This is a genomic window from Pseudooceanicola aestuarii, from assembly GCF_010614805.1.
In the GTDB taxonomy this organism is placed as follows: Bacteria; Pseudomonadota; Alphaproteobacteria; order Rhodobacterales; family Rhodobacteraceae; genus Pseudooceanicola; species Pseudooceanicola aestuarii.
Genome location: NZ_JAAFZC010000002.1, coordinates 604857 through 627764, shown reverse-complemented (window position 1 = coordinate 627764; position 22908 = coordinate 604857). Strand labels below are relative to the sequence as shown.

The following is a 22908-nucleotide window of genomic DNA, read 5'->3' as shown; positions in this document are numbered from 1 at the left end:
CCTCTTGAGCCTGCGGCTCAATTCACCCCCTGCGGTATTTCGGCCCGAAGGGACCGGCGTGCCGCGTCGACCCGTGACTCGGTCGGCGGCGCGGGGCCAGGGGGTGGGTCAGGGCGTCCAGGTCAGGAAATTGGCGATCATGCGCAGGCCGGTGGCCTGGCTTTTTTCCGGATGGAACTGCATGCCCAGCATCGTGTCGCGCCCCACCAGCGCGGTGACTTCGGCTGCGCCGTAGTCGACATGGGCCAACCGCTGGGCGGCGCTGTTGATCTGCATGTGGTAGGAATGCACGAAATAGCAATGCTGGCCCGTTTCCACCCCGTCAAAGATCGGGTGGGGGCTGTCGATCACCAGGTCGTTCCAACCCATATGCGGCACTTTCAGCCCGGACGCACCCGGTTCGATCCGGGTGACCGCGCCGTCGATCCAGCCCAGTCCGGGCGTCTCGCTGTATTCATGGCCTGTCCGGGCCATCAGCTGCATGCCGACGCAGATGCCCAGGAAGGGGCGGCCGCGGGTTTCGACCGCCTCTGTCAGGGCTTCCAGAAGGGAGCCGCCGCGCACCGCGTCCAGCGCGTTGCGGCAGGCGGGAAAGGCACCGTCACCGGGCAACACGATCCGATCCGCGCGGGCGACGTCCTCGGGCCGGGCGGAGACGATGACCTGGCCGGCATCGACTTCGGTCGCCATGCGCTGGAACGCCTTCTCGGCGGAGTGGAGGTTGCCGCTTTCGTAGTCGATGAGAACTGTCAGCATGGTCACAGCGTGCCCTTGGTCGAGGGGATCACCCCGGCGCGGCGCGGATCGGGTTCGACCGCCATGCGCAGGGCGCGGGCGACGGATTTGAATGTCGCCTCCGCGACGTGGTGGGCGTTGAACCCGTGCAGGGCGTCGACATGCAGGGTGACGCCGCCATGGGTCGACAGCGCCTGGAAGAATTCGCGCACCAGTTCGGTATCGAAGCTGCCGATCTTGTGTGCCGACATCGCAACGTTCCACACCAGGTAGGGCCGTCCGGACAGGTCCAGCGCGGTGCGCACCAGCGCGTCGTCCATCGCCAGCAGGCAATCGCCGTAGCGGCGGATCCCGGCCTTGTCGCCCAAAGCGCGCGCCAGCGCCTGGCCCAGGGCGATGCCCGTGTCCTCCACCGAATGGTGGTCGTCGATATGGGTGTCGCCCTTGCAGGTGATGTCCATGTCGATCAGCGAGTGTCGGCACAGCTGATCCAGCATGTGATCGAAGAAACCGATGCCGGTGTCGATCCGCCCCGTTCCGGTGCCGTCAAGGTCGATCCGGACGGAAATCTCCGTCTCGGCGGTGGTGCGGGTGATCTCGGCCTGGCGCATGGCATCCCTTTCGTGGCGAGGCGTGGCAAGGGCCCCGGCGGGCCGGAGCTGTCGGGAAGAGCTATAGGCCGCTGGCGGCGGGAGGTCGAGAGCAGCGCCGCCGGGGATCAGCCGGTTTTGCCCAGCTCCCCGATGTCCAGCACGGGGGAGGCGTCCAGATCGCCCGCGTCGAGCATGTCCGCCACACGTTCCAGCGCCGCCACGATCATGGCCTGTTCCCAGCTGTCGAGGGTTTCGAACTTCTTGACATAGCGCTGTTGCAGGGGGTCGGGGGCCTCGTCGATGGCGGTCTGGCCGGCAAGGGTGATGTTGATGATGGTCTGGCGGCGGTCACGGTCTGACTTTCGCCGCTCCACCATGCCCTTGGTCGCCAGTTTGTCGATCAGCGCGGTCATGGTGGCCTGGGTCACCCCCATGCGCTGCGCGATTTCCGAGGGCGTGGCGTGGCCCTTTTCGTTGATCACCTGCATGACGCGGAACTGCACAGCGGTCAGCCCGGCTGCCTTGGCCAGGCGGCGACCATAGAGTTCGGTCGCGCGCAGGATGCGGCGCAACGCGATGAGGCTGATATCTGTGCGGTCCATGGCTCTCCCCGGCGGTGGGCCTCATCTGCGGCCTTGGCATCAAAGCAGCTTGAGCCGGGGGTGGCAAGTTCCCTGCTTGGCCCTATGAGTCGCGACATTTTGTCGGACTAAGCAAAACTCATGGCAATATCGAAGGAGTAAAACTCTCTTTAAACAGTATGTTGCGCAAAAATGTGCCGTTAGGGGAAGAAAATTGCTTAGCCTATTGAAACAATTTCCTCAGGCCGTATGTTTAGTAACAACAAAGGAAAGCAGAGGAGCATGACGCGTGAAAGATATCCTGAACGTCACCAAGGACGATCTGGCCCTGAGAAAACCCCGGGCCGAAGACGGCGCGGCCATCTGGGATCTTGTGCGCGAATGCAAGCCGCTGGATGAGAACTCCATGTACTGCAACCTGATCCAGTGCGATCATTTCGCGGATACCTGCGTGGTCGCCGAAACGTCGGGCGACCCGGTGGGCTGGATCTCGGGCTACCTGCGTCCCGATGACCCCGAAACGCTGTTTGTGTGGCAAGTCGCCGTGTCGGAACGCGCGCGCGGCCGTGGCCTGGGCAAGCGGATGCTGACGGAACTGGTCACGCGGCCGGAATGCGAGGACGTGACCCGCCTTCAGACCACGATCACCGCCGACAACGACGCCAGCTGGGCGCTGTTCTCAAAGTTCGCGAAAACCGTGAGCGGTGACCTGTCCAGCGAGGCGCATTTCAAGCGGGGCGACCATTTCGACGGCAAGCATGCCACCGAACATATGGTCACGATCGAATTCGAGGAGTTGGAACAGTTGCTCGGCCGCGCCGCCTGAGCCTGTTTCGCCAACCTGAACATTTTCCGAGATACGGAAGGATACCACATGACTGCCACGGCAGGACACAAGGACATTTTCGAACGCCGAGAGAGCGAGGCCCGCTCCTATTGCCGGGGGATGAGCGCTCTGTTCACCTCGGCCAGCGGCTCGGTGATGACGGACAAGGACGGCACGGAATATATCGATTTCCTGGCTGGCTGTTCGTCGTTGAACTACGGCCACAATGACCCGGACATGAAGACCGCGCTGGTGGAGCATATCACCAGCGACGGCATCGCCCATGGTCTGGACCTGCATACCGACACCAAGGGCAAGTTCCTGTCCGCCTTCGAGGATCACATCCTCAAACCGCGCGACATGGACCACCGGGTGATGTTCATGGGCCCGACCGGGGCCAATGCCGTCGAGGCGGCGATGAAGCTGGCGCGCAAGGTGACGGGCCGGACCAACGTGATCGCGTTCACCAACGGGTTCCATGGCGTGACCATGGGTGCGCTGGCTGCGACCGGTAACGCCTATCACCGTGGCGGCGCCGGCATGGCGCTCAACGGCGTGACGCGGATGCCCTATGACGGGTACATGGGCGGCAGTGTCGATACCGCCGATCTGCTGGACTCCATGCTGAACGACAAGTCGTCGGGCATGGACGCGCCTGCCGCGATCATCCTGGAGACGATCCAGGGCGAGGGCGGCCTGAACGCCGCATCGCAAGCCTGGGTGGAGCGTGTGGGCCGGCTGGCGAAAGAGCACGGCGCGCTGCTGATCATCGACGACATTCAGGCAGGCTGCGGCCGGTCGGGGCGGTTCTTCAGCTTTGAAGGCTGGGACGTGAAGCCCGATATCGTGACCATGGCGAAATCCCTGTCGGGCTTTGGCCTGCCGATGGCCATGATGCTGATCAAGCCGGAGCATGACATCTTTGGCCCGGCCGAGCACAACGGCACCTTCCGGGGCAACACCCATGCCTTTGTCACGGCCCGCGTCGCGATCGAGAAATTCTGGGCCGATGACAGCTTTGCCAAGGAGCTGGCGGAGAAAGCCACGCTGATCGAGACCAAGCTGGGCGAGTTGGCCGACATGGTCGATGGCTCCCGGATGAAGGGACGTGGCCTGATGCGCGGTGTCGATGTCGGCTCCGGCGAACTGGCCGAAGCGATCTGCGCCCGCGCCTTCGAGAAGGGCCTGATCATCGAGACTTCCGGTCCCGAGGACGAGGTGGTCAAGGTGCTTGCCCCGCTGACTACCCCGGTGGAAACCTTCGAGAAGGGCTTTGCCATCCTTCTGGAGGCCGCCACCGAGATCCTGCCCAAGACAAACAAGATTGCCGCGGAGTAACACCACATGATCGTACGTGATTTCAACGACCTGAAGACCACCGACAAGGCCGTCTCCGACGCGCGCTGGACCTCGGTCCGGATGCTGCTGGCCGGGGACGGGATGGGCTTCTCCTTCCACATCACCACGTTGGAAGCCGGGTCGGAACACACGTTCCACTACAAGAACCATTTCGAAAGCGTCTATTGCATGGCGGGCAAGGGGTCCATCACCGACCTTGCCACGGGCGAGACACACGAGATCAAGCCGGGCGTGATGTATGCGCTGAACCTGCACGACAAACACACCCTGCGCGCGGAAGAGGAGCTGGTGATGGCCTGCTGTTTCAATCCGCCGGTGACGGGGGAAGAGGTGCACCAGGCCGATGGCTCCTACGCCATTCCTGCCGACGCCTGAACAGAACCAAAGGAAGGGCCGCCGGAGAGACCCGGCGGTATCTCACATTTGACCGAAGCGAAACACACTGTCGAGAAGATTGGCGGCACGTCCATGTCGCGGCTGAATGATCTGGTGGACACCCTGTTCATCGGCAAGCGCAAGGATCCCTACAACCGGATCTTTGTCGTCTCTGCCTTCGGGGGGATCACCGATCTGCTGCTGGAGCACAAGAAATCCGGGGAACCGGGGGTCTATGCGCTGTTTTCCAGCGCGGAGGGCGACGCTGGCTGGACAGAGGCGCTGAACCGGGTGGCCGACGCGATGCGCAAGGCCCATGCCGACGTGCTGGATCACCCTGCCGATGTCGCCGTCGCCGACGGCTTTGTCCGCGAGCGGATCGAGGGCGCGCGCAACTGCCTGATCGACCTGCAACGCCTGTGCTCCTACGGGCATTTCCGGCTGAGCGAACACATGGCGCAGATCCGTGAATTGCTGTCCGGTCTGGGGGAATCCCATTCCGCACAGGTGACCGCGCTGCTGCTGCAACGTCACGGTCTGGACGCGCGGTTCGTCGACCTTTCCGGGTGGCGGGACGAGCGGGAACTGGATCTGGAAGACCGTATCGCCGCCGGTCTGGACGGGATCGACTTTTCCCGCGAAATGCCCATCGTCACCGGCTATGCCCAGTGCCGCGAGGGGCTGATGAAGGAGTTCGACCGCGGCTATTCCGAGGTCACATTCTCCCGGATCGCGGCGCGCACCCATGCGCGGGAAGCGATCATCCACAAGGAATTCCACCTGTCCAGCGCGGATCCCAAGCTGGTGGGCGATCACGTCCGCAAGCTGGGGCACACGAATTACGACGTGGCCGATCAACTGTCCAACATGGGGATGGAGGCGATCCACCCCAAGGCGGCCAAGACGCTGCGCCAGTCAGAGATCCCGCTGCGTGTCACCAATGCGTTCGAACCCGAGGATCCCGGCACGCTGATCGACGATCAGCCGGCCGAGGATCCGGCGGCGGAAATCGTCTGCGGGCTGAACGTCTATGCGCTGGAGCTGTTCGAACAGGACATGGTGGGGGTCAAGGGCTATGACGCCGCCACACTGGATATCCTGAAGCGGCACAAGGTGCGGATCGTGTCCAAGACCTCGAACGCGAACACGATCACCCATTACGTCGATGCGCCGCTGAAGGCGATCAAGCGGGTGGAGCGTGACCTGCTGGAGATCTATCCGGCGGCGGAACTTGACGTGCGCGCCCTGTCCATCGTGGCCATCATCGGCCGCGACATGTCCGGCCTGCGCCCGCTCAGCCGTGGTCTGGCCGCGCTGGAGGCCGCCGATATCGTGCCGCTGGCAGTACACCAGACGACGCGGTCGGTGGACGTGCAATTCGCCGTTGCCCGCGACGATCGCGATGCCACCGTGAAGGCGCTGCATGACGCGGTGATCGCCGCGCCCGAGGGGTCGAGCCTTTCGGCCGTGGAAAGGGCGGCCGCCTGAGCCGCGCCACCTGGCTGACCTGGCGTCCCGCGCCGGGCGGCACCGCAGGCCGCAATCGCCGGCCATCCCAGGTGGTCGATAAATAATTGTTTGACGGCAGTCGCTTGGGCGGCTGCCGTTTTTCGTTCGCCGGGCCGGGCGGGGTAGGGCGCGTTACAAAACCTTCACCGCGCCGATACATTTTCGTCTTCGCCGCCACGTAGATGCCCCTCAAGACCTTGGGGGGCATATCGCTTGCTACGTATCGAGAAACTCACGAAGACCTTCGGCGCCAACACGGCAGTCGATGCGGCGACCATCCACGTCGACAAGCCGATGATGATCGGCATCATCGGCCGGTCAGGCGCCGGGAAATCCACCCTGTTGCGGATGCTGAACCGCCTGACGGACCACAGCAGTGGGATGATCCGGTTCGGCGACCGCGACGTCACCGCCCTGCGCGGCGCGGCGAAACGCGCCTGGCAGGCCGAATGCGCGATGATCTTCCAGCAGTTCAACCTGGTGCCGCGCATGGACGTGGTGGCCAATGTGCTGCACGGAACGTTGAACCGCCGTTCGACCTTTTCGACCGTGTTCAACCTCTTCCCGACCGAAGATATCCACCGTGCCATCGACATCCTGGACCGTCTCGGCATCGCGGAACACGCGCCGAAACGGGCGGAGGCCCTGTCGGGCGGCCAGCAGCAGCGCGTCGCCATCGCCCGCGCCCTGATGCAGGATCCCAAGATCATTCTGGCGGATGAGCCGATTGCCTCTCTCGACCCGATGAACGCGCAGGTCGTGATGGAGGCGCTGCGCCGCATCCACGAGGAAGACGGCCGCATGGTCATCGCCAACCTGCACACGCTGGACACGGCGCGGCGCTATTGCGACCGGGTGATCGGCATGCGCGACGGGCGCATCGTCTTTGACGGGCTGCCCGAACAGCTGACCACCGGTGCCGCCCGCGACATCTACGGCGCCGATGCCGGGTTCTCCGAAGCTGCGACCTCCACCGAGATCGCGCGGCTGGACGATCCCCGCGGCGGGGAAGTGGAACCGATCCGCACCAGAGAGATCCGGGACGCGAAGGCCACGGTCTGAGCCACCCGGTACTGCACCGCCGGTGGAGGGGATCCACCGGCAAACATTCCAAGGGGAAAGTGACATGAAAAACCTTATCGCGGCCGTTCTGGCCACCACCGCACTGACCGGCGCCGCAGCTGCGCAGGACCAGATCGACGAGTTCCGCATCGGCATCCTGGGTGGCGAGAACGCGCAGGACCGTCTGAACAACCACGAATGCCTGAAGACCTACACCGAGGAAGCCCTGGGCGTCCCGACCAAGCTGTTCGCCCCCGCCGATTACGACGGTGTGATCCAGGGCCTGCTGGGCGGTACCATTGACATGGCCTGGCTGGGGGCATCCGCCTATGCCAAGACCTTCCTCTCCGACGCCGACGCGGTGGAGCCGGTGCTGGTCAAGATCAACCTGGACGGCTCCTTTGGTTATCATTCCGTCGGTTTCGCCCGCAAGGACAGCGGCGTGACCTCCCTGGCGGACATGAAGGGCAAGACGTTCGGCTTCGGCGATCCCAACTCCACCTCCGGCTACTTGATCCCCTCCATCGAGATCCCGACCGAGATCGGCGCCACGATGGAAAACGGTGACTACTTCGGCGAAGTCGTCTTTGTCGGTGGCCATGAGCAGACCATCGTCGCGGTCAACAACGGTGATGTCGACGCGGGCGTGACCTGGGCCGACGGTCAGGGTGAATGGGAAGACGGGTTCAATTCCGGCGCCCTGCGCAAGGCCGTTGACGCGGGCCTGATCGACATGAACGACCTGGTGGAAATCTGGCGCTCCAAGCCGATCCCCGAAGGCCCGATCGTGCTGCGCTCCTCCCTGCCGCAGGACGTCAAGGACAAGATGACCGCCCTGATCGACGGCATGTATGACGCCGACAAGGATTGCACCTACAACATCTCCGCCGGTGAATCCCTGGGCTTCAACCCGATCACCCATGACGCCTATGTCTCCATCGTCGAGGCGCGCAAGGCGAAATCCAACTGATCGCGGATCAGGTTCGGCGGGCTCCCGGTTTTCGGGAGCCCGCCTTCGTTCAAGGGGGTGCTTTCGAGATGACAGAGCTGACAGGCGATCCGCAGATGCGGCGCATACATGATGATTACCTTGCTCTGACACGTCGCAAGCGCCTGTATTCGGGCATGCTGCTGGCCGTGTTCGTGGCGCTGATGGCCTCCGGCTTCGTGCTGGCGGATGACCGCAACGCCGGCGGGTTCTGGGAGGGGCTGCACCGGGTCTTCGATTTCCCGGCCGATGTGCTGGGCGAGGCGGCGGACAAGGTGACCGAACTGCCCGGGCACATCATCACCTTCTTTCCCGCGTTGCTGGAGACGATCAATATCGCTGCCGTGGCTACCCTGGCCGGGGCGGTAATGGGCGCGCTTCTGTCGATGTTGTCAACGCGCGGGCTGGCCCGCTGGCCGCGTCTGACACCGTTGTTCCGGCGCATCATGGACGTGATGCGCGCCGTGCCCGAAATCGTGATCGCCCTGGTGCTGATCTTCGTGCTGGGCGGCGGGCCGGTGCCGGCGATGATCGCCATCGCCTTTCATACCACCGGCGCCTTGGGCAAACTGTTCTCGGAAGTGAACGAGAACGCCTCGCTGAAACCTGTGGAGGGGCTGGCCTCCGTCGGGGCGAACTGGTCGCAGCGCATGCTGCTGGGTGTGGTGCCGCAGGTCGCGCCCAACTACCTCAGCTATGCCTTGCTGCGGTTCGAGATCAACATCCGCGCCTCCGCCATCCTGGGGTTCGTCGGGGCCGGGGGCATCGGTTACGAGCTGAAGAACGCGATGTCCTGGGGTCAGGGCCAATATGACGAAAGCGCGGCGATCTTCCTGCTGCTGTTCCTTACCATCGTTGCCGTCGATCAGCTGTCGTCCTATGCCCGCGATCGCCTGACCCACGGCCGCCGCCGGGAGATGCTGGCATGACAATGACCGCCGATCACGCCGCCCTCAAACCCCAGGCCGAGGCGCTCTTCCGGCGCAAAAGGCGGGGGGCCATCGCGCTGCCGTTGCTGGTGCTGGCCTATCTGACCTACGCGCTCTTCGCCTTTGACGTGCCCGGCCTGATCGCCACGGCGACACCGGAGAACGGCAAGACCCTGATCCGCGACAGCTACAGCTACAAGACCCATGTCACCCGCGACAACCGCACCGCCCAGGTCACCATGGCCGTGGAAGGGGAGCGCAAGGGCGCCTATCCGGAGGGCCAGGCCCCCGACTGGGTCGACCTGGCCGGCCCTGAGGGCGTCACCCGGATCACGCTGCCGCGCGGCGGTGTCGTGACCTTCGGCCCGCAGGACGTCACCTTTGACATCCCCGATTACGGGCTGGTCACCGCGCGGCCCGGCAATGGCGGGGCCAACGCGACCTTCCCCCCGGGTGAGCTGCCGGACTGGATCAACGCTTCCAAGAACCGTGTGGCGATCACCCAGCCCGACGCCCGGCTGACCATCACCCGCCGCCGGTCCGAGGTGTTCCACTATTCCACCGGCTGGGAACTTTTCTTCTTTACCCTCGACAGCCCCTATCACGGGCTGGGCCCCGTCACCCTGGCCCAACGCGCCTTGGACGGTGAGGCCGGGGCGATCTGGCATGACTTCTGGTACAATCCCATGTGGATGCATGCCGCCGTGGTCTGGGCGCTGTTCGAGACGATCCTCATGGCCTTTCTCGGGACGTTCGGTGCGGCCCTCGTGGCGCTGCCCTTGGCCTTCCTGGCGGCACGCAACTTCACACCGCTGATGGTGGTGCGTCAGGTCGCGCGGCGGGTCTTCGACTTCTTCCGCGGGGTTGATGCGCTGATCTGGACCATCGTTCTGGCCCGCGCCTTCGGTCCCGGCCCGATGACCGGCGCATTGGCGATCCTGATCACCGATACCGGCAGTTTCGGCAAGATGTTCTCGGAGGCGCTGGAGAATGTCGACGGCAAGCAGATCGAGGGCCTGCAATCCACCGGTGCCCGCCCGATCCAGCGTTACCGCTTCGGCGTGATCCCGCAGGTGACGCCCGTGCTGCTCAGCCAGATCCTCTATTTCTTCGAAAGCAACACCCGCTCGGCCACCGTGATCGGTGCGATTACCGGCGGCGGCATCGGGCTGCTGCTGACCCAGGCGATGGTGACCCAGAAGGATTGGGAGGAGGTCAGCTATTACATCGTCCTGATCGTTTTGATGGTATTCGCCATGGACTGGTTCTCCGGCTGGCTGCGGCGCAAGCTGATTTCGGGCGACGACGGCGGTCACTGATCGCGCCGCGGCCCGGCGCACCCCATCCGCGCGCGCGCCGGTCCAGTACCGGGGCGCGCGTTTTCCGTTCCCCGAAAGGACCCGACATGCCCCGCCTCAGCGAAGACACCCCGTTCATCCATCCCGGCTGTGACATCACGGAAACCAGATTTGGGCGCTATGTCGAGATCGGGCAGGGCAGCCGTCTGGCGCATTCCGAGATCGGCGATTATTCATATTGTGATCGCTTCGCTGATATCGCCAATGCGACGGTGGGCAAGTTCTCCAACATCGCCAGCTATGTACGCATCGGCGCGACGGATCACCCGCTGGACCGCGCGGCGCTGCACCATTTCATGTACCGGTCCGAAGACTTGTGGGACGATGCGGAGAACGACGCGGCCTTCTTTGCGCGCCGCCGCGCCCGCCGTGCGGTGATCGGCCACGACACCTGGCTGGGCCATGCGGCGATGATCAAGCCCGAGGTCACGGTGGGGCATGGTGCCGTGGTCGCCGCCGGCGCTGTCGTCACCCGCGACGTGCCGCCCTATGTCATCGTCGCCGGCACCCCCGCCCGCATCCTGCGCCCCCGCCTTGCGGAGCCGCTGGCGGAACGGCTGATCGCCCTGGCCTGGTGGGACTGGCCCCACACCGCCTTGCGCACCGCCCTGGAAGATTTCCGCGCGCTGGACGTGCCGGCGTTTCTGGAAAAATACCGGGGGTAGGGGGCTAGCCGGGAGCGTTGGCCCGCGCATCATCCAGCATGCTCTCCACCCAGCCATCGAACCCCCGAAGGTAGTTCTCCAATTTTGCGATCTTCCCGGAAAACGACCCTATGTGAATATGGGTGATCTCCTCGTTCAACGCGGCAGATTGGTCCTTTTGAGGTTCCTTTTCTGCCTATTGGTAACAGGTGGGTCGAGAAGTGCGCTATGGCCGAGGATATCCCTAAGCGCGAGCTGAAAATAAAGCCTTCGAAGACAAATAGATCGCAAACCTCCCCCAACGAAAAAGGGCCCCCGCAGCGGGAGCCCTCTATCTTCAATATTCACCAAATACAGGCCGGGGATATGTGAGGAGGCCAAAGGCCTCCTCTTGCCGGTCCTTGATCAGAGGCCCATGCAATTGGCGTAATGCGTGACGGTCGCGGGCCAGTCGGAGAAGACGCCTTCGACGCCCACGTCCTGCGCCAGCACGTCCAGAACCACCAGGTAGTCGCTGTCGTTGTCCACGGCGGGGGTGATGGACTGGTAGTACCAGCCGCCGCCGGTGGCCAGCGGGCCGGAGCGTTCCAGGGTCCAGGCGATCAGCTTCAGGTCGGCATCCTTGGCGGCCTTGGCATAGGCGGAGGCCATGATCTCACCGTTCTCTTCGGTCACCATCATGTTGATGGAGGGGGCCAGATAGTTCACGCCCTGCTCTTTCAGCGCGGCGAAATCTTCGTTCCAGGTCTCGGCGTTCTGCTCGTCGAAGCCTTCGGACCATTCCACCAGATAGACGGCCTGTTTGCCGAACTCCGGCTCTGCCTTGATCCAGTACAGCACGTCATCCAGGTTGAAGCTCTGCGGGAACACGTCGGAGGCGGGAATGCCCGCGTCCTTGTATTCGTCGATCATCTTCTGGGCGTAATCTTCCTGAGTGAAGCCGTCAAAGGGCATCTCCACGGACGGGAATTTCAGCTCAGGGGTGAACTTGGCGCCCAGCGATTTGAACAGCTCGATCGATTCGGCATGGGTCATCAATGTGCCGGTGGTGGCATAAAGGTCGGTGCGCCAGTTGGCCGTGCCGTCCATGTATTCCTCGACCGTGGTGCCGGCGCGGTTGGCGGCGTCCATCTTGCCGTTCAGGGTCTTGAACTCGGCCAGGGTGATGTCCGAAGTGCGGCACTCGGCGGCGGCCTTCTGATCGCCGGAGGCGGCGGCGAAGGGGGTGGTGCACTTGTCACCCAGCTCGGTCGCCAGGATGTTGGTCGTGGTGTGCAGATCGTTCTGCGCGTGGCGGCAGACCAGTTCCTTGTCGGCGGTAAAGGCCACGTCGCATTCCAGGATGCCGGCACCCATGCGGGCCGCGGCAACATTGGATTGAACGGTATGTTCAGGGAACATCAGCGGCGCACCACGGTGACCGATGGAGAATTCGGAAGCCTCGAACGGGCCGGTGCAGGATGCCAGCTTGTCCTTCAGATCCCCTTCGGGCAGGGCGTCGATCAGGTAGAAGGGACGGGCGCCGATATTGACGGCGGTGTCAGCCAGAACGGCAGGCGCCGTAGCGGCAAGCATCGCCAGGGCGAGCGGGAATTTGGCAAAGGTCATGAGAGCCTCCAGAGGAAATTGCAGGTGCTCCGTGTCCCGCGTTCGCGCAACAGGAAGATGATGGTTTTCCAACAGTTTCTTGACGATCTGCCTGCAAGCCCATGCCGGGTGCGCGCGGGAGGGGGCGTCACGATCACTCGGCGGCAAGCGCGGTCGGCCCGGCCTGGGCGGCGAACCTGTTGGCGGCCTCTCCGCCCAGGTAGGCGATGCGCCCGCCGGCGATCGTGGCCTCAACCGCGCGGGTGGTGGCGTTGATCACGGTCAGATCGGCGCGCAGCCCCGGTGCGATCCGACCCCGGTCGGCCAGGCGTAGCACTTCCGCCGGGGCGGAGGAGATCATCGCCCAGGCGCGTGGCAAATCGGCCAGCCCGTCATCCACCAGCGCAAAGGCCGCTTGCGACAGCGCGGGGTAATAATAGTCGGACACCAGCACATCGCAGAGATTGGCGCGCACCAGGTCGGCGGCGGCGATATTGCCTGATTGCGAGCCGCCCCGCACCACGTTGGGCGCGCCCATCAGGATCGGATCGCCCACGGCACGGGCCAGGGCGGCGGCGGAGCGTGCGGTGGGGAACTCGCAAATCTTGGCGCCGATCATCGAATAGGTTTCGCGGGTCTCGCCATCGGGATCATCATGCGAGCCGTAGCTGATCCCAAGCTCGTCGAACCGCTCCGCCAGGCGGCAGAGATAGCGCGGTACCTCGCTGCGCCGGGCCCGGACGGCGCGCACCAGTTCCAGATGTTCCTGCGGTGTGCGCCCGGCGCGCCGTGCCCAGTCGCGCAGCAGGTCGGGCCGGGTCTCGGCCAGCGACAGGGCCTCGTCCAGGTGGTTGTTGAAGATCACGTAATCCACCCCGTGGCGGCGCACCGCCGCCAGCAGACGGGTTTCGGTGTCAATGGTATGTGTCTCGCAACGGATCTGGGCGCGCAGGTCCAGCACCGCCTCGGCCCGCCGGTAGCTGTCCAGCGCCTCCAGGAATTCCTCGGCCGCGTCGGGGCCACGGGTGCCACCCTCCCAGCTCCAGCTTTGGGCCAGCCAGGCGGTGGTCACCCCATGGGCGGCCGCATCGCGTTCGGTGGCACGCAACCCGGTGCGCAACGGGAACGGCGCGGTGGGGCGCGGCGCGACGTGGCGTTCAAAGGCATCGCCATGCAGGTCGATGATGCCGGGCAGCACGTAATAGCCGGTCAGGTCGACTTCGGGCAGGGGGCCGCGGGTGATCCGCCCATTGGAAAAGGCAACGGAGCGCCGTTTCAGCATTCCGTCCCGCAATATGACTGCCCCGGTCAGGCGCAGGGATGGCATCGTGTGGGTCATGGGGTTGCCCTGGTTGAAACCTGCTCTCTTTTGAGAATTGGGCTGTGGATAACGGCGGTTTGTATCGCTCGAATGACAGGTTTGCCCGAAAAAGCAGCTTTTTGCCGAGTGCGTGCAAAGGGGGGATGTGGTTGGGCGCAACGGCGATGCGATGTCGCGGAGGTTGGAGATGTGGAGGAGGGGCGCTGCCCCTCTGCCGCGCGGGGCGCGTCATTCACCCTGCGGTATTTTCGCCCGAAGGGGGTGCGGAATCGTCCTCGGCCAGGGTCAGGGTGACGCGGTCGGCGGCGAACCAGGCGCGTCCGAATTCCACCGCCCGGCCCTGGGCATCGGCATTGACCGAGGTGGTGCGTAACAGCGGATCTCCCTCGCGCAGGCGCAGCTGTGCCGCTTGGGTGGCGTTGGCCGGGCGGGCGGTGATGCGTGTCCAGGCGCGGGTGTAGTCGGCCACGCCCGCCTCGGCCAGCGCGGTGGTGACAGAGCCCTGCCGGGCGAGAGAGGCCGGCAGTTCGGGGAAACGCGCGGCCGGAAAGATCGAGCGGAACAGCGCGATGGCCTGGCCGTCAGCCAGTGATTCGCCATCCACGCAATGTACGGAGGTGCCGGGCGCGAGGGCCAGCGCCTCCGCCTCACGCCGATCGGCTGCCCGGGTTTCGGTGGCCAGAACCCGGCGCGCGGGCAGGCGCCCGGCGGCGCGCAGGCTTTGGTGAAAGCGCACGCGCCGGCCCAGCGGGTAGTCCGTGGGTCGCTGCGCCACGAAGACCCCCGCGCCGCGCCGCGCATGGGTCAGTCCGGCCTGCGCCAGATCGGCCAGCCCGCGCCGCACGGTGTGCCGGTTCACGCCGAACCGGGCGGACAGTTCTGCCTCGGTCGGAAGGCGGTCACCGGGGGCGTAGCGGCCCTTGGAGATGTCGTCGTGCAGCGCCTGGGCGATGCTTTGCCAAAGGGGGGTTCGGGGGGGCGGGGGGGTCATGTCATGAAATCTTCATCTGCTCGGGCTTGCCACCGGTTCGGGCGGGGCGTAAGGATTTGTCTAGTTGTATAGTTATCTAGACAAATACGCAAGGTGTCTGAATGGCAGCGCAAGAACTGAACGAAGCTCAATTGGCCCGGAGGGACTGGATGAGCCTGCTGGCCAAGGCCCCGGCCGCGGCGCTGGCCCGGCGTTGGGGCGGGCTGGGACTGGCCCCCGAATTCGACTGGCTGCGCGCGCCCGAGATCGGCGCCGTCATGGTGCGGGGTCGGGCCGGAGGTACGGGCGCGGCTTTCAACCTGGGGGAGATGACAGTGACGCGCTGCGCCCTGCGATTGGCAGGCGGCGATGTCGGCCATGCGGTGGTGCAGGGACGTGACCGGGACAAGGCGCGGGTGGCTGCGCTGGTCGATGCGCTGATGCAGGGCGCGCATGCGGCGGCGGTGCGCCGTGACCTGCTGGAGCCGCTGCGCGCAGAGATCCGGACACAGGCCGAAGCTCGCGCCGCCCGCGCCGCCGCCACGAAAGTGGAGTTCTTTACCATGGTAAGGGGAGAGGATTGATGACCGACACCACCACCCTGAGCGCCGACGCCCTGCGCGGCGGATTCAGTGATGCTCCTGCTCAATCCGCCCGCGCCTTTCGCGCCGCGCTTGAGGGCCTGGCCCGGCCCGGCACCGTTCAGGTCTTGGCTGATCTTGCCTCCGCCCCTGCGCCAACCAGCCCGGCCGCCGCGACGTTGTTGCTGACGCTTTGCGATCAGACGACGCCACTGCATCTGGCGGGGGATCACGACTGCGCGCCGCTGCGCGACTGGGTCACCTTTCACACCGGCGCCCCGCTGACCGGCGCGGCGGATGCGGTGTTTGCCCTGGGGGCATGGGACGCGCTGACGCCACTGGACCGGTTTGCCATCGGAACTGCTGAATACCCCGACAGGTCCGCAACCCTGATCGTCGACGGCTGGCCGGCTTTGCGGAATGTGACCCTGCGCGGACCGGGGCTGAAAGGCGACGGCCCGGCCCGCCTGCCGGAGGTCACGGCGTTCCGTGACAACCGGGCGTTGTTCCCCTTGGGGCAGGATTTCTATTTCACCGAAGGCGCCAGGCTTTGGGCGCTGCCCCGGTCCACGGAGGTACACTGATGTATGTCGCAGTTAAGGGCGGCGAGGCCGCGATCGACAACGCCCATGCCTGGCTGGCCGAGGAACGGCGTGGCGATCCGGGCGTGGCGGAGATGTCCGTGGCACAGATCCGCGAGCAGCTGGCTTTGGCGGTGAACCGGGTCATGGCGGAGGGGTCTCTGCATGATCCCGACCTTGCCGCCCTGGCGATCAAACAGGCGCGTGGCGACCTGATCGAGGCGATTTTCCTGATCCGCGCCTATCGTACCACGCTGCCCCGCTTCGGCAGTTCCACCCCTGTGGATACTGGCGCGATGACCTGTGACCGGCGCATCTCCGCGACATTCAAGGATGCGCCAGGCGGGCAGGTTCTGGGGCCGACTTTCGACTACACGCATCGTCTGCTGGACTTTGCACTGGCTGCCGAAGAGCTTGAACCGGCGCCCGCTCCGCAGGCCACGCCCCGCCGGGCGGCGACGCCGAGAATTTCAGATTTTTTGGGACAGGAGGGCCTGTTACAGGCTGAAGTTCAACCAGAACCTCAAGACGATATCCCTCCCGATCTGACACGCGAACCGCTGGAGCTGCCAGCCGGGCGGGCGTTACGTTTGCAGGCGCTGACGCGTGGCGACGAGGGGTTCGTTCTGGGCATGGCCTATTCGACGCAGCGTGGATATGGCCGGAATCACCCCTTTGTCGGGGAGCTGCGCATCGGCGCTGTCCCGGTGGAAATGCATCTCCCCGAGCTCGGCTTTGCCGTGGAGATCGGGGAGATCACGCTGACCGAATGCGAGACCGTGAACCAGTTCACCGGCTCCAAAACGGAGCCGCCGCAATTCACTCGCGGCTATGGGCTGGTTTTTGGCCAGACGGAGCGCAAGGCGATCTCCATGGCGTTGGTCGACCGTGCGCTCCGGTGGGAGGAATTGGGCGAAGACAATGCCGGCGCACCGGCGCAGGACGAGGAATTCGTGCTCTATCATTCCGACAATATCCAGGCGACGGGCTTTCTGGAACATATCAAGTTGCCTCACTACGTCGACTTCCAGAGCGAGTTGGAACTCGTCCGCAGGTTGCGGCGCGAGGCCGAGTCCCGCAACGCCCTGAAGCAGGATGCTGCGAAATGAGCGGCCTAATCCTCTCCGCCACCGTGGATGTCGTCGTAGTGGCGCGGGCGCCCGCCCTTCATCCCGCGGCCCGGTTTGCCCCGTCGGGCGCGAATTGCGGCCAGCGCGATCATGGCGGCGGCCAGACAAAGAAACAGGAGAAGGGCGTCGGACATGGCGTGGCCTCCCTTGCCGATCGGGTGCTCTGATGGATGCATATAACTTTGCCTATCTCGATGAACAGACCAAGCGGATGATCCGCCGCGCGATCCTGAAAGGGATCGCAGTGCCCGGCTACCAGGTGCCCTTTGCCAGCCGGGAAATGCCGATGCCCTATGGCTGGGGCACCGGCGGTGTGCAGGTGTCGGCCGCGACCCTGGTGCCCGAGGACACGTTCAAGGTGATCGACCAGGGCGCGGACGACACCACGAATGCCGTCTCCATCAGGCGGTTTTTCGAGAAGGTCGCAGGCGTCGCCACCACCGAGGAAACCGCCCACGCCACGATCATCCAGACCCGCCACCGCATCCCGGAGGAACCCTTGGGTGAGGGGCAGATCCTGGTCTATCAGGTCCCTATCCCCGAACCGCTGCGGTTCCTCGAACCTTCCGAGGTGGAGACGCGCAAGATGCATGCGTTGGAGGAATACGGGCTGATGCATGTCAAATTGTATGAAGATATCGCCCGTCACGGCGAAATCTCCACCTCCTACGCCTATCCGGTCAAGGTCGAGGGGCGCTATGTCATGGACCCCTCGCCGATTCCGAAATTTGACAACCCCAAGTTGTCCATGGGGGCAATTCAACTTTTCGGCGCAGGGCGGGAGCAACGCATCTACGCCCTGCCGCCTCATTGTGAGGTCGTCAGCCTGGATTTCGCGGATTACCCATTCCAACCCGGCAAGGCAGAGGCCGACTGCGCCCTGTGCGGCGCCGGCGACAGTTACCTCGACGAGGTCATCGTGGATGACGCGGGCGGACGGATGTTCGTCTGTTCCGACACCGATTATTGCCGTACCAGGCGCGCCGCCGGCCACCAGGGCCGCCAACCGCAGATCGAAGGGGCACGGCCATGATAGACATGATGCCAACCAGCACGGATCCGCTGCTGCGGGTCACGGATCTGGCCCGCTTCTACGGTGATCGGGTCGGCTGCGAGAACGTGAACTTTGATCTCTATCCCGGTGAGGTCATGGGGATTGTCGGGGAAAGCGGGTCCGGCAAGACGACCTTGTTGAATTGTCTTGCCGGTCATCTGGCGCCGGATCGCGGTGAAGTTCTGTTCGATATGGAGGGCCGGTTGACCGATACGGTCACCATGGCAGAGGCCGCCCGTCGTCATCTGGCGCGAACCGATTGGGCTTTTGTTCACCAGCATGCCCATGACGGCCTGCGTATGAACGTCTCCGCCGGTGGGAACGTTGGTGAACGGCTGATGGCCGTCGGCGCGCGCCATTACGGCCGCATACGGGACGAAGCGCAGGATTGGCTGGGCCGGGTGGAAATCGCCGGTGACCGGATTGACGACCGGCCCACCGCCTTTTCCGGTGGGATGCGTCAACGGTTGCAGATCGCGCGCAACCTGGTGACCGGGCCGCGGCTGGTGTTCATGGATGAACCTACCGGCGGGCTGGATGTCAGTGTCCAGGCGCGGCTGCTGGATCTGTTGCGCGGTCTGGTACGCGAAATGGGCCTGTCGGCGATCGTCGTGACCCATGATCTGGCTGTCGTGCGACTGCTGGCCGACCGGTTGATGGTGATGAAGGGCGGACAGGTGGTGGAGGCCGGCCTGACCGATCAGGTGCTGGACGACCCCCAGCACGGCTATACGCAATTGCTGGTCTCCAGCGTGTTGCAGGTCTGACGGGGCAATGCGTGGCAAAGGGGATGATGGGATGATTTCTGTTGAAAACGTGAGCAAGAGGTTCGTTCTGCACAATCAGGGCGGGGCCGAGATCCCGGTGATGCGGGACGCTGTGCTGTCGGTCGCCGCCGGGGAATGCGTCGGGTTGACGGGCGCTTCGGGGGCCGGGAAATCGACGCTGATGCGGATGATCTACGGCAATTACCTGACCGACAGCGGCGCGATCCGAGTAGGCGGTGTCGATGTGGCCTGCGCCGCCCCGCGGGAGATCCTGGCCCTGCGGCGGGAGACGCTGGGCTATGTCAGTCAGTTTCTGCGCGTTGTGCCGCGCGTGCCGACGCTGGACGTGGTGGCCGAGCCGCTGCGCGCCGTCGGCGTGGCAGAGGGCCCCGCGCGGGACCGTGCCCGGGAATTGCTGACGCGGCTGAACATCCCGCAGGGCCTGTGGGGCTTGTCGCCGACGACATTCTCGGGCGGTGAGCAGCAGCGGGTGAACATCGCGCGCGGCTTTGCCCATGCCTATCCGGCACTTCTGCTGGACGAGCCGACAGCCAGCCTGGACGCTGCGAACCGGGCAGTGGTCCTGGCCCTGATCGACGAGGCAAAGGCGCGCGGGGCCGCCATCCTGGGGATTTTCCACGATACGGAGGCCCGCGACCGGGTTTGCGACCGCGTGGTCGATGTGACCGGGTTTTCGCCACAGGTGGCGGCGTGACCCAGGGCCGCCTGATAGCGGTGGTCGGTCCGTCGGGTGTGGGCAAGGACAGCGTGATGACGGCCCTGGCGCAGGCGCGACCGGGCATCCGGTTGGCCCGCCGTGTCATCACCCGCCCCGCCACGGCGGGGGGGGAGGCGTTCGACAGCGTCACGTTCGACGACTTCGCCACCCGAGCGGCGGCAGGAGAATTCGTGCTGCATTGGCGCGCGCATGGCCTGCGATATGGCATCCCCCGTTCGGTCGAGGTGGATCTTGAGGCGGGGCACGACGTGGTGGCCAATCTGTCGCGCGCGGTCCTGGGCACGGCGCGGGCGCGGATCTCCCGGGTGGTTGTGATCCAGTTGAGCGCCCCGGCGGAGGTTCTGGCAGAACGGCTGGCCGCGCGTGGTCGGGAAAGTGCCGAGGACATCGCCGCGCGGCTGCGACGGGCGGATTTTGCGCTGCCGGCGGGCATCGCGGCGTGGGCTGTGGACAATTCCGGCCCGCTTGACCAGACGGTGGCGCGACTTCTTGCGCTGCTGGACCAGGACGACAGCCCGCGCACGGGCACCAGGAAAGATAGGGCAGAGACATGAACATCCAGGGATCCGACACGGGCGAAACCGTCCTGGCCAATGCGCAGGTGATCACCGCGACCGAGGTTCTGCCAAGGGCCCACCTGGTGCTGCGCGGCGGCACCATCGTGGATCTGGGCACCGGCCCGGCGCCGCGTGGCGCGCTGGATTGCGGCGGCGATTTCGTATCTCCCGGACTGGTGGAACTGCACACCGACAACCTGGAACGGCACATTCAGCCGCGGCCCGGTGTCATGTGGCCGCATCATGCCGCGATCGTGGGGCACGATGCCGAATTGGCGGGCTGCGGTATCACGACCGTGTTCGACGCGATCCGTGTGGGATCGATCACCGATGGCGGGCGCAAGGATTACAAGCGCTACGCCCGTCCCATGGCGAACGAGATCCTGGCGATGCGCGAGGCGGGGGCTCTCAAGATCAGCCACCATTTGCACCTTCGGGCAGAGACTTGTTCCGAAACCCTGCTGGAGGAACTGGCGGAATTCGGTCCCGCTGATCGGGTCGGTATCGTCTCGCTGATGGATCACACGCCTGGGCAGCGGCAGTTCCGCGACATCACGAAGTTCGAGGATTACGTCTGCGGGAAGCATGGTCTCTCCCGCGAGGGGTTCGAGGATTACGTGGGATATCTTTATGCCCTGCATGAGCGGCTGGGGGCCACGCACGAGGCTGCGGCCGTGGCGGCGGCGGGGCGCTTTGGCGCGGTTTTGGCCAGCCATGACGACACCACCGCCGAACAGGTCGCGACCTCGGCCGGGCACGGGATCCGGCTGGCGGAATTCCCCACCACCGTGGAGGCGGCGCAGGCCTGTCGCGACGCCGGCATCGCGGTGATCATGGGCGCGCCCAACCTGGTGCGGGGCGGATCGCATTCCGGCAATGTCTCGGCCCGTGCGTTGGCCGATCAGGGGCTGCTGGACATCCTCAGCTCGGATTATGTGCCGGCGGCGTTGTTGCAGGGTGCGGTGCAACTGGGCGCCCTGTGGGACGACATGGCGCGTGGCCTGGCCTGCGTGACGCGCGCGCCTGCCCGGGCCTCCGGGCTGGAGGATCGGGGAGAGATTGCGCCGGGCCAACGGGCCGACCTGATCCGGTTCGACCTGCGCGGCGGGATACCCGTCCTGCGTGGCGTCTGGGTGCAGGGCAATCGCATCGGTTAGACGCAGCCGCCCCGCGCCGGCTGCGGCCCAAGGCAAGGGGCACAGTTATCCGGGCGCCCGCAGATCGCCCTTTGGTTCTTTCTGTTTCCGGATCCTTTCCCAAAGGTTGCAATTCCCGTCCCGGTCGCGCCGGGGCGGGCGCTGTTTTGGCGGGGCGGGCGCTGTCATGGTGGCCATGGCCCCGGGCCGACCTGCCGCATCGGCCTCCTCACGCGGCCACCATGCGCGCGAGAGCCTTACGAAACGTTAATCTTCCCAAATTTTTTCACCGCGCCGCATGGTTTTGATGGTGTCACGCGTCCGCGCCACGGGGTGGCAGCGTCCGAGTACCGAAAATTGCGTAGGGAATTTGTCTTGTTTCTTGCAAGGGCGCCGTTACGCTACATGCGCAATCGACCCTTCAGGTCGAAACTGGGAGGATAACCATGAAGAAATTTCTGCAAGGTGCCGCTGTCGCCGCGATCAGTGTCTCCATCGCTGCCCCGGCCTTTGCCGTGGAGTGGAGCGTGTCTGTCTGGGGCAAGCGCCGCGCCTTCACCGAGCACGTGGAGAAGATGGCCGAACTCGTCTCCGAGAAGACGAATGGCGACTTCACCATGAATATCTCCTATGGTGGCCTGTCGAAAAATACCGAAAATCTGGACGGTATTTCCATCGGGGCCTTCGAGATGGCGCAGTTCTGCGCCGGCTACCACGAGGACAAGAACCCGACGATCACCGTGCTGGAACTGCCGTTCCTGGGCGTGCGCAACCTGGACGAGGAAGTCGCCGTCAGCCATGCCGTCTATGCCCATCCCGCGGTTCAGGAAGACCTGGCGCGCTGGAACGCCAAGTTGCTGATGACTTCCCCCATGCCGCAATACAACCTGGTCGGAACCGGCGATCCGCGCGACACTCTGGCGGCCTTCGACGGCATGCGCGTGCGCGCCACCGGCGGTCTGGGCGAAGCGTTCAAGACCGTGGGCGCGGTCCCGACCTCCGTCCCGTCGAACGAGGCTTATAACGCCATGGATGCCGGCGTCGTCGATACCGTGGCCTTTGCCCAGCACGCGCATCTGTCGTTCCGCACCATCGATCAGGCGGCCTGGTGGACCGAGAACCTGAACCCCGGCACGGTGAATTGCCCGATCGTGGTGAATATCGACGCCTACGAGGCGCTTAGCCCCGAACATCGCGAGGCGCTGGACGGCTCCGTCGATGCGGCGATTGCGTATTACGTCGAAAATTACGAGGGCAACGTGCTGGCGCAATGGGACAAGATCCTGGACGAGAAAAGCGTGCAGAAAGTGCAGTTCTCCGACGAGGAGCTGGCCAAGTTCCGCGACGCCACCGCCGGAATCGCGCAATCCTGGATCGAAGAGAAATCCGCGCAGGGCATCCCCGCTCAGGAGCTCTATGACCTCGTGACCGCCAAGCTGGCGGAACTGCACGCCGAATGATCGGCGCGGACAGGTGAAACAGGTGAGGCCCGGCGATTGTCCGGGCCTCGTGTCTTCCGGCCCTGC

25 protein-coding genes are annotated in these 22908 nt (G+C 64.9%); 18 read left to right on the top strand and 7 right to left on the bottom strand.

Annotation, left to right across the window (positions count from 1 at the left end):
• Nucleotides 1-108: 108 nt before the first annotated feature.
• The 3 genes from hisH to G5A46_RS15815 form a co-directional block, all read right to left on the bottom strand.
• Nucleotides 109-756, bottom strand: a complete 648-nt coding sequence (gene hisH / locus G5A46_RS15825; RefSeq protein WP_163850928.1) for an imidazole glycerol phosphate synthase subunit HisH — start codon at nt 754-756, stop codon at nt 109-111.
• Between the two features lie 2 nt (nt 757-758).
• Nucleotides 759-1346: an imidazoleglycerol-phosphate dehydratase HisB gene (hisB, locus tag G5A46_RS15820; RefSeq protein ID WP_163850926.1), complete on the bottom strand. Its 588-nt coding sequence runs from the start codon at nt 1344-1346 to the stop codon at nt 759-761.
• 107 nt (nt 1347-1453) lie between these two features.
• A complete protein-coding gene (locus G5A46_RS15815; protein WP_163850924.1) occupies nt 1454-1930 on the bottom strand; it encodes a MarR family winged helix-turn-helix transcriptional regulator in 477 nt (158 codons plus the stop codon).
• A 268-nt stretch (nt 1931-2198) separates the two neighbouring features.
• On the opposite strand from G5A46_RS15815, the gene ectA reads away from it, so the two are divergent.
• From ectA to G5A46_RS15770, 9 genes are all read left to right on the top strand, one after another.
• Nucleotides 2199-2735 carry a diaminobutyrate acetyltransferase gene (gene ectA, locus G5A46_RS15810; RefSeq protein ID WP_239521009.1) on the top strand — a complete coding sequence of 179 codons (537 nt, stop codon included), beginning with the start codon at nt 2199-2201 and terminating at the stop codon, nt 2733-2735.
• Between the two features lie 48 nt (nt 2736-2783).
• Nucleotides 2784-4073 carry a diaminobutyrate--2-oxoglutarate transaminase gene (gene ectB / locus G5A46_RS15805; RefSeq protein WP_163850922.1) on the top strand — a complete coding sequence of 430 codons (1290 nt, stop codon included), beginning with the start codon at nt 2784-2786 and terminating at the stop codon, nt 4071-4073.
• Nucleotides 4074-4079: 6 nt separating this feature from the next.
• Nucleotides 4080-4469 carry an ectoine synthase gene (locus tag G5A46_RS15800; RefSeq protein WP_163850920.1) on the top strand — a complete coding sequence of 130 codons (390 nt, stop codon included), beginning with the start codon at nt 4080-4082 and terminating at the stop codon, nt 4467-4469.
• A gap of 48 nt (nt 4470-4517) precedes the next feature.
• Complete coding sequence (locus tag G5A46_RS15795) at nt 4518-5957, top strand: aspartate kinase (protein WP_163850918.1); 1440 nt, start codon at nt 4518-4520, stop codon at nt 5955-5957.
• A 234-nt stretch (nt 5958-6191) separates the two neighbouring features.
• Entirely contained in the window at nt 6192-7040 is an 849-nt protein-coding gene (phnC, locus tag G5A46_RS15790) for a phosphonate ABC transporter ATP-binding protein (protein WP_163850917.1), read from the top strand.
• A 64-nt stretch (nt 7041-7104) separates the two neighbouring features.
• Nucleotides 7105-8010 (top strand): phosphonate ABC transporter substrate-binding protein, encoded by a 906-nt coding sequence (gene phnD / locus G5A46_RS15785; protein WP_163850915.1) that lies wholly within the window; start codon nt 7105-7107, stop codon nt 8008-8010.
• A 68-nt stretch (nt 8011-8078) separates the two neighbouring features.
• A complete protein-coding gene (gene phnE / locus G5A46_RS15780; protein ID WP_163850913.1) occupies nt 8079-8957 on the top strand; it encodes a phosphonate ABC transporter, permease protein PhnE in 879 nt (292 codons plus the stop codon).
• Nucleotides 8958-8959: 2 nt separating this feature from the next.
• Nucleotides 8960-10276 (top strand): phosphonate ABC transporter, permease protein PhnE, encoded by a 1317-nt coding sequence (gene phnE / locus G5A46_RS15775; RefSeq protein WP_163851214.1) that lies wholly within the window; start codon nt 8960-8962, stop codon nt 10274-10276.
• 86 nt (nt 10277-10362) lie between these two features.
• On the top strand, nt 10363-10980 hold the full coding sequence (locus G5A46_RS15770; RefSeq protein ID WP_163850911.1) for an LbetaH domain-containing protein: 618 nt from the start codon (nt 10363-10365) through the stop codon (nt 10978-10980).
• A 384-nt stretch (nt 10981-11364) separates the two neighbouring features.
• Here the strand turns inward: G5A46_RS15770 and G5A46_RS15765 are convergent, their stop codons facing one another.
• The 3 genes from G5A46_RS15765 to phnF form a co-directional block, all read right to left on the bottom strand.
• Nucleotides 11365-12567 carry a glycerophosphodiester phosphodiesterase family protein gene (locus G5A46_RS15765; protein ID WP_163850909.1) on the bottom strand — a complete coding sequence of 401 codons (1203 nt, stop codon included), beginning with the start codon at nt 12565-12567 and terminating at the stop codon, nt 11365-11367.
• 133 nt (nt 12568-12700) lie between these two features.
• A complete protein-coding gene (locus G5A46_RS15760; RefSeq protein WP_163850908.1) occupies nt 12701-13885 on the bottom strand; it encodes an alpha-D-ribose 1-methylphosphonate 5-triphosphate diphosphatase in 1185 nt (394 codons plus the stop codon).
• Nucleotides 13886-14099: 214 nt separating this feature from the next.
• On the bottom strand, nt 14100-14858 hold the full coding sequence (gene phnF, locus G5A46_RS15755) for a phosphonate metabolism transcriptional regulator PhnF (protein ID WP_163850905.1): 759 nt from the start codon (nt 14856-14858) through the stop codon (nt 14100-14102).
• A 101-nt stretch (nt 14859-14959) separates the two neighbouring features.
• Between phnF and phnG the strand changes: the two genes are divergently transcribed.
• The 3 genes from phnG to G5A46_RS15740 are packed head-to-tail and all read left to right on the top strand — an operon-like array spanning nt 14960 to nt 17108.
• On the top strand, nt 14960-15421 hold the full coding sequence (gene phnG / locus G5A46_RS15750) for a phosphonate C-P lyase system protein PhnG (protein ID WP_239521000.1): 462 nt from the start codon (nt 14960-14962) through the stop codon (nt 15419-15421).
• 17 nt (nt 15422-15438) lie between these two features.
• Complete coding sequence (gene phnH / locus G5A46_RS15745; protein ID WP_163851210.1) at nt 15439-16002, top strand: phosphonate C-P lyase system protein PhnH; 564 nt, start codon at nt 15439-15441, stop codon at nt 16000-16002.
• A complete protein-coding gene (locus G5A46_RS15740; RefSeq protein ID WP_163850903.1) occupies nt 16002-17108 on the top strand; it encodes a carbon-phosphorus lyase complex subunit in 1107 nt (368 codons plus the stop codon). Before phnH ends, G5A46_RS15740 begins: the two co-directional genes overlap by 1 nt.
• Nucleotides 17109-17113: 5 nt before the next feature.
• Here G5A46_RS15740 and G5A46_RS15735 read toward each other — a convergent pair whose 3' ends face one another.
• Nucleotides 17114-17263 (bottom strand): hypothetical protein, encoded by a 150-nt coding sequence (locus G5A46_RS15735; protein ID WP_163850901.1) that lies wholly within the window; start codon nt 17261-17263, stop codon nt 17114-17116.
• A gap of 32 nt (nt 17264-17295) precedes the next feature.
• On the opposite strand from G5A46_RS15735, the gene G5A46_RS15730 reads away from it, so the two are divergent.
• From G5A46_RS15730 to G5A46_RS15705, 6 genes are all read left to right on the top strand, one after another.
• Nucleotides 17296-18162, top strand: a complete 867-nt coding sequence (locus G5A46_RS15730) for an alpha-D-ribose 1-methylphosphonate 5-phosphate C-P-lyase PhnJ (protein WP_163850899.1) — start codon at nt 17296-17298, stop codon at nt 18160-18162.
• A gap of 8 nt (nt 18163-18170) precedes the next feature.
• A complete protein-coding gene (gene phnK, locus G5A46_RS15725) occupies nt 18171-18950 on the top strand; it encodes a phosphonate C-P lyase system protein PhnK (protein WP_163850897.1) in 780 nt (259 codons plus the stop codon).
• A 31-nt stretch (nt 18951-18981) separates the two neighbouring features.
• Entirely contained in the window at nt 18982-19665 is a 684-nt protein-coding gene (phnL, locus tag G5A46_RS15720) for a phosphonate C-P lyase system protein PhnL (RefSeq protein WP_163850894.1), read from the top strand.
• Complete coding sequence (gene phnN, locus G5A46_RS15715; protein ID WP_163850892.1) at nt 19662-20243, top strand: phosphonate metabolism protein/1,5-bisphosphokinase (PRPP-forming) PhnN; 582 nt, start codon at nt 19662-19664, stop codon at nt 20241-20243. The genes phnL and phnN overlap by 4 nt, the downstream gene beginning before the upstream one ends.
• The gene (locus G5A46_RS15710) at nt 20240-21403 is read left to right on the top strand and encodes an alpha-D-ribose 1-methylphosphonate 5-triphosphate diphosphatase (protein WP_163850890.1); all 1164 of its coding nucleotides are present in this window, start codon (nt 20240-20242) and stop codon (nt 21401-21403) included. Before phnN ends, G5A46_RS15710 begins: the two co-directional genes overlap by 4 nt.
• A 425-nt stretch (nt 21404-21828) precedes the next feature.
• Nucleotides 21829-22842, top strand: a complete 1014-nt coding sequence (locus tag G5A46_RS15705; RefSeq protein WP_163850888.1) for a C4-dicarboxylate TRAP transporter substrate-binding protein — start codon at nt 21829-21831, stop codon at nt 22840-22842.
• Nucleotides 22843-22908 lie beyond the last annotated feature (66 nt).

Bases quoted from the DNA above. Each gene is read 5' to 3' on its own strand.
- G5A46_RS15760 (WP_163850908.1), bottom strand. From the start codon at position 13,885: ATGACCCACACGATGCCATCCCTGCGCCTGACCGGGGCAGTCATATTG.
- ectB (WP_163850922.1), top strand. From the start codon at position 2,784: ATGACTGCCACGGCAGGACACAAGGACATTTTCGAACGCCGAGAGAGC.
- G5A46_RS15770 (WP_163850911.1), top strand. From the start codon at position 10,363: ATGCCCCGCCTCAGCGAAGACACCCCGTTCATCCATCCCGGCTGTGAC.
- phnE (WP_163850913.1), top strand. From the start codon at position 8,079: ATGACAGAGCTGACAGGCGATCCGCAGATGCGGCGCATACATGATGAT.
- G5A46_RS15800 (WP_163850920.1), top strand. From the start codon at position 4,080: ATGATCGTACGTGATTTCAACGACCTGAAGACCACCGACAAGGCCGTC.
- phnF (WP_163850905.1), bottom strand. From the start codon at position 14,858: ATGACCCCCCCGCCCCCCCGAACCCCCCTTTGGCAAAGCATCGCCCAG.
- hisB (WP_163850926.1), bottom strand. From the start codon at position 1,346: ATGCGCCAGGCCGAGATCACCCGCACCACCGCCGAGACGGAGATTTCC.
- G5A46_RS15730 (WP_163850899.1), top strand. From the start codon at position 17,296: ATGGATGCATATAACTTTGCCTATCTCGATGAACAGACCAAGCGGATG.
- phnG (WP_239521000.1), top strand. From the start codon at position 14,960: ATGGCAGCGCAAGAACTGAACGAAGCTCAATTGGCCCGGAGGGACTGG.
- phnK (WP_163850897.1), top strand. From the start codon at position 18,171: ATGCCAACCAGCACGGATCCGCTGCTGCGGGTCACGGATCTGGCCCGC.
- hisH (WP_163850928.1), bottom strand. From the start codon at position 756: ATGCTGACAGTTCTCATCGACTACGAAAGCGGCAACCTCCACTCCGCC.
- G5A46_RS15735 (WP_163850901.1), bottom strand. From the start codon at position 17,263: ATGTCCGACGCCCTTCTCCTGTTTCTTTGTCTGGCCGCCGCCATGATC.
- G5A46_RS15740 (WP_163850903.1), top strand. From the start codon at position 16,002: ATGTATGTCGCAGTTAAGGGCGGCGAGGCCGCGATCGACAACGCCCAT.
- phnL (WP_163850894.1), top strand. From the start codon at position 18,982: ATGATTTCTGTTGAAAACGTGAGCAAGAGGTTCGTTCTGCACAATCAG.
- G5A46_RS15705 (WP_163850888.1), top strand. From the start codon at position 21,829: ATGAAGAAATTTCTGCAAGGTGCCGCTGTCGCCGCGATCAGTGTCTCC.
- phnD (WP_163850915.1), top strand. From the start codon at position 7,105: ATGAAAAACCTTATCGCGGCCGTTCTGGCCACCACCGCACTGACCGGC.
- G5A46_RS15815 (WP_163850924.1), bottom strand. From the start codon at position 1,930: ATGGACCGCACAGATATCAGCCTCATCGCGTTGCGCCGCATCCTGCGC.
- G5A46_RS15765 (WP_163850909.1), bottom strand. From the start codon at position 12,567: ATGACCTTTGCCAAATTCCCGCTCGCCCTGGCGATGCTTGCCGCTACG.
- G5A46_RS15710 (WP_163850890.1), top strand. From the start codon at position 20,240: ATGAACATCCAGGGATCCGACACGGGCGAAACCGTCCTGGCCAATGCG.
- phnE (WP_163851214.1), top strand. From the start codon at position 8,960: ATGACCGCCGATCACGCCGCCCTCAAACCCCAGGCCGAGGCGCTCTTC.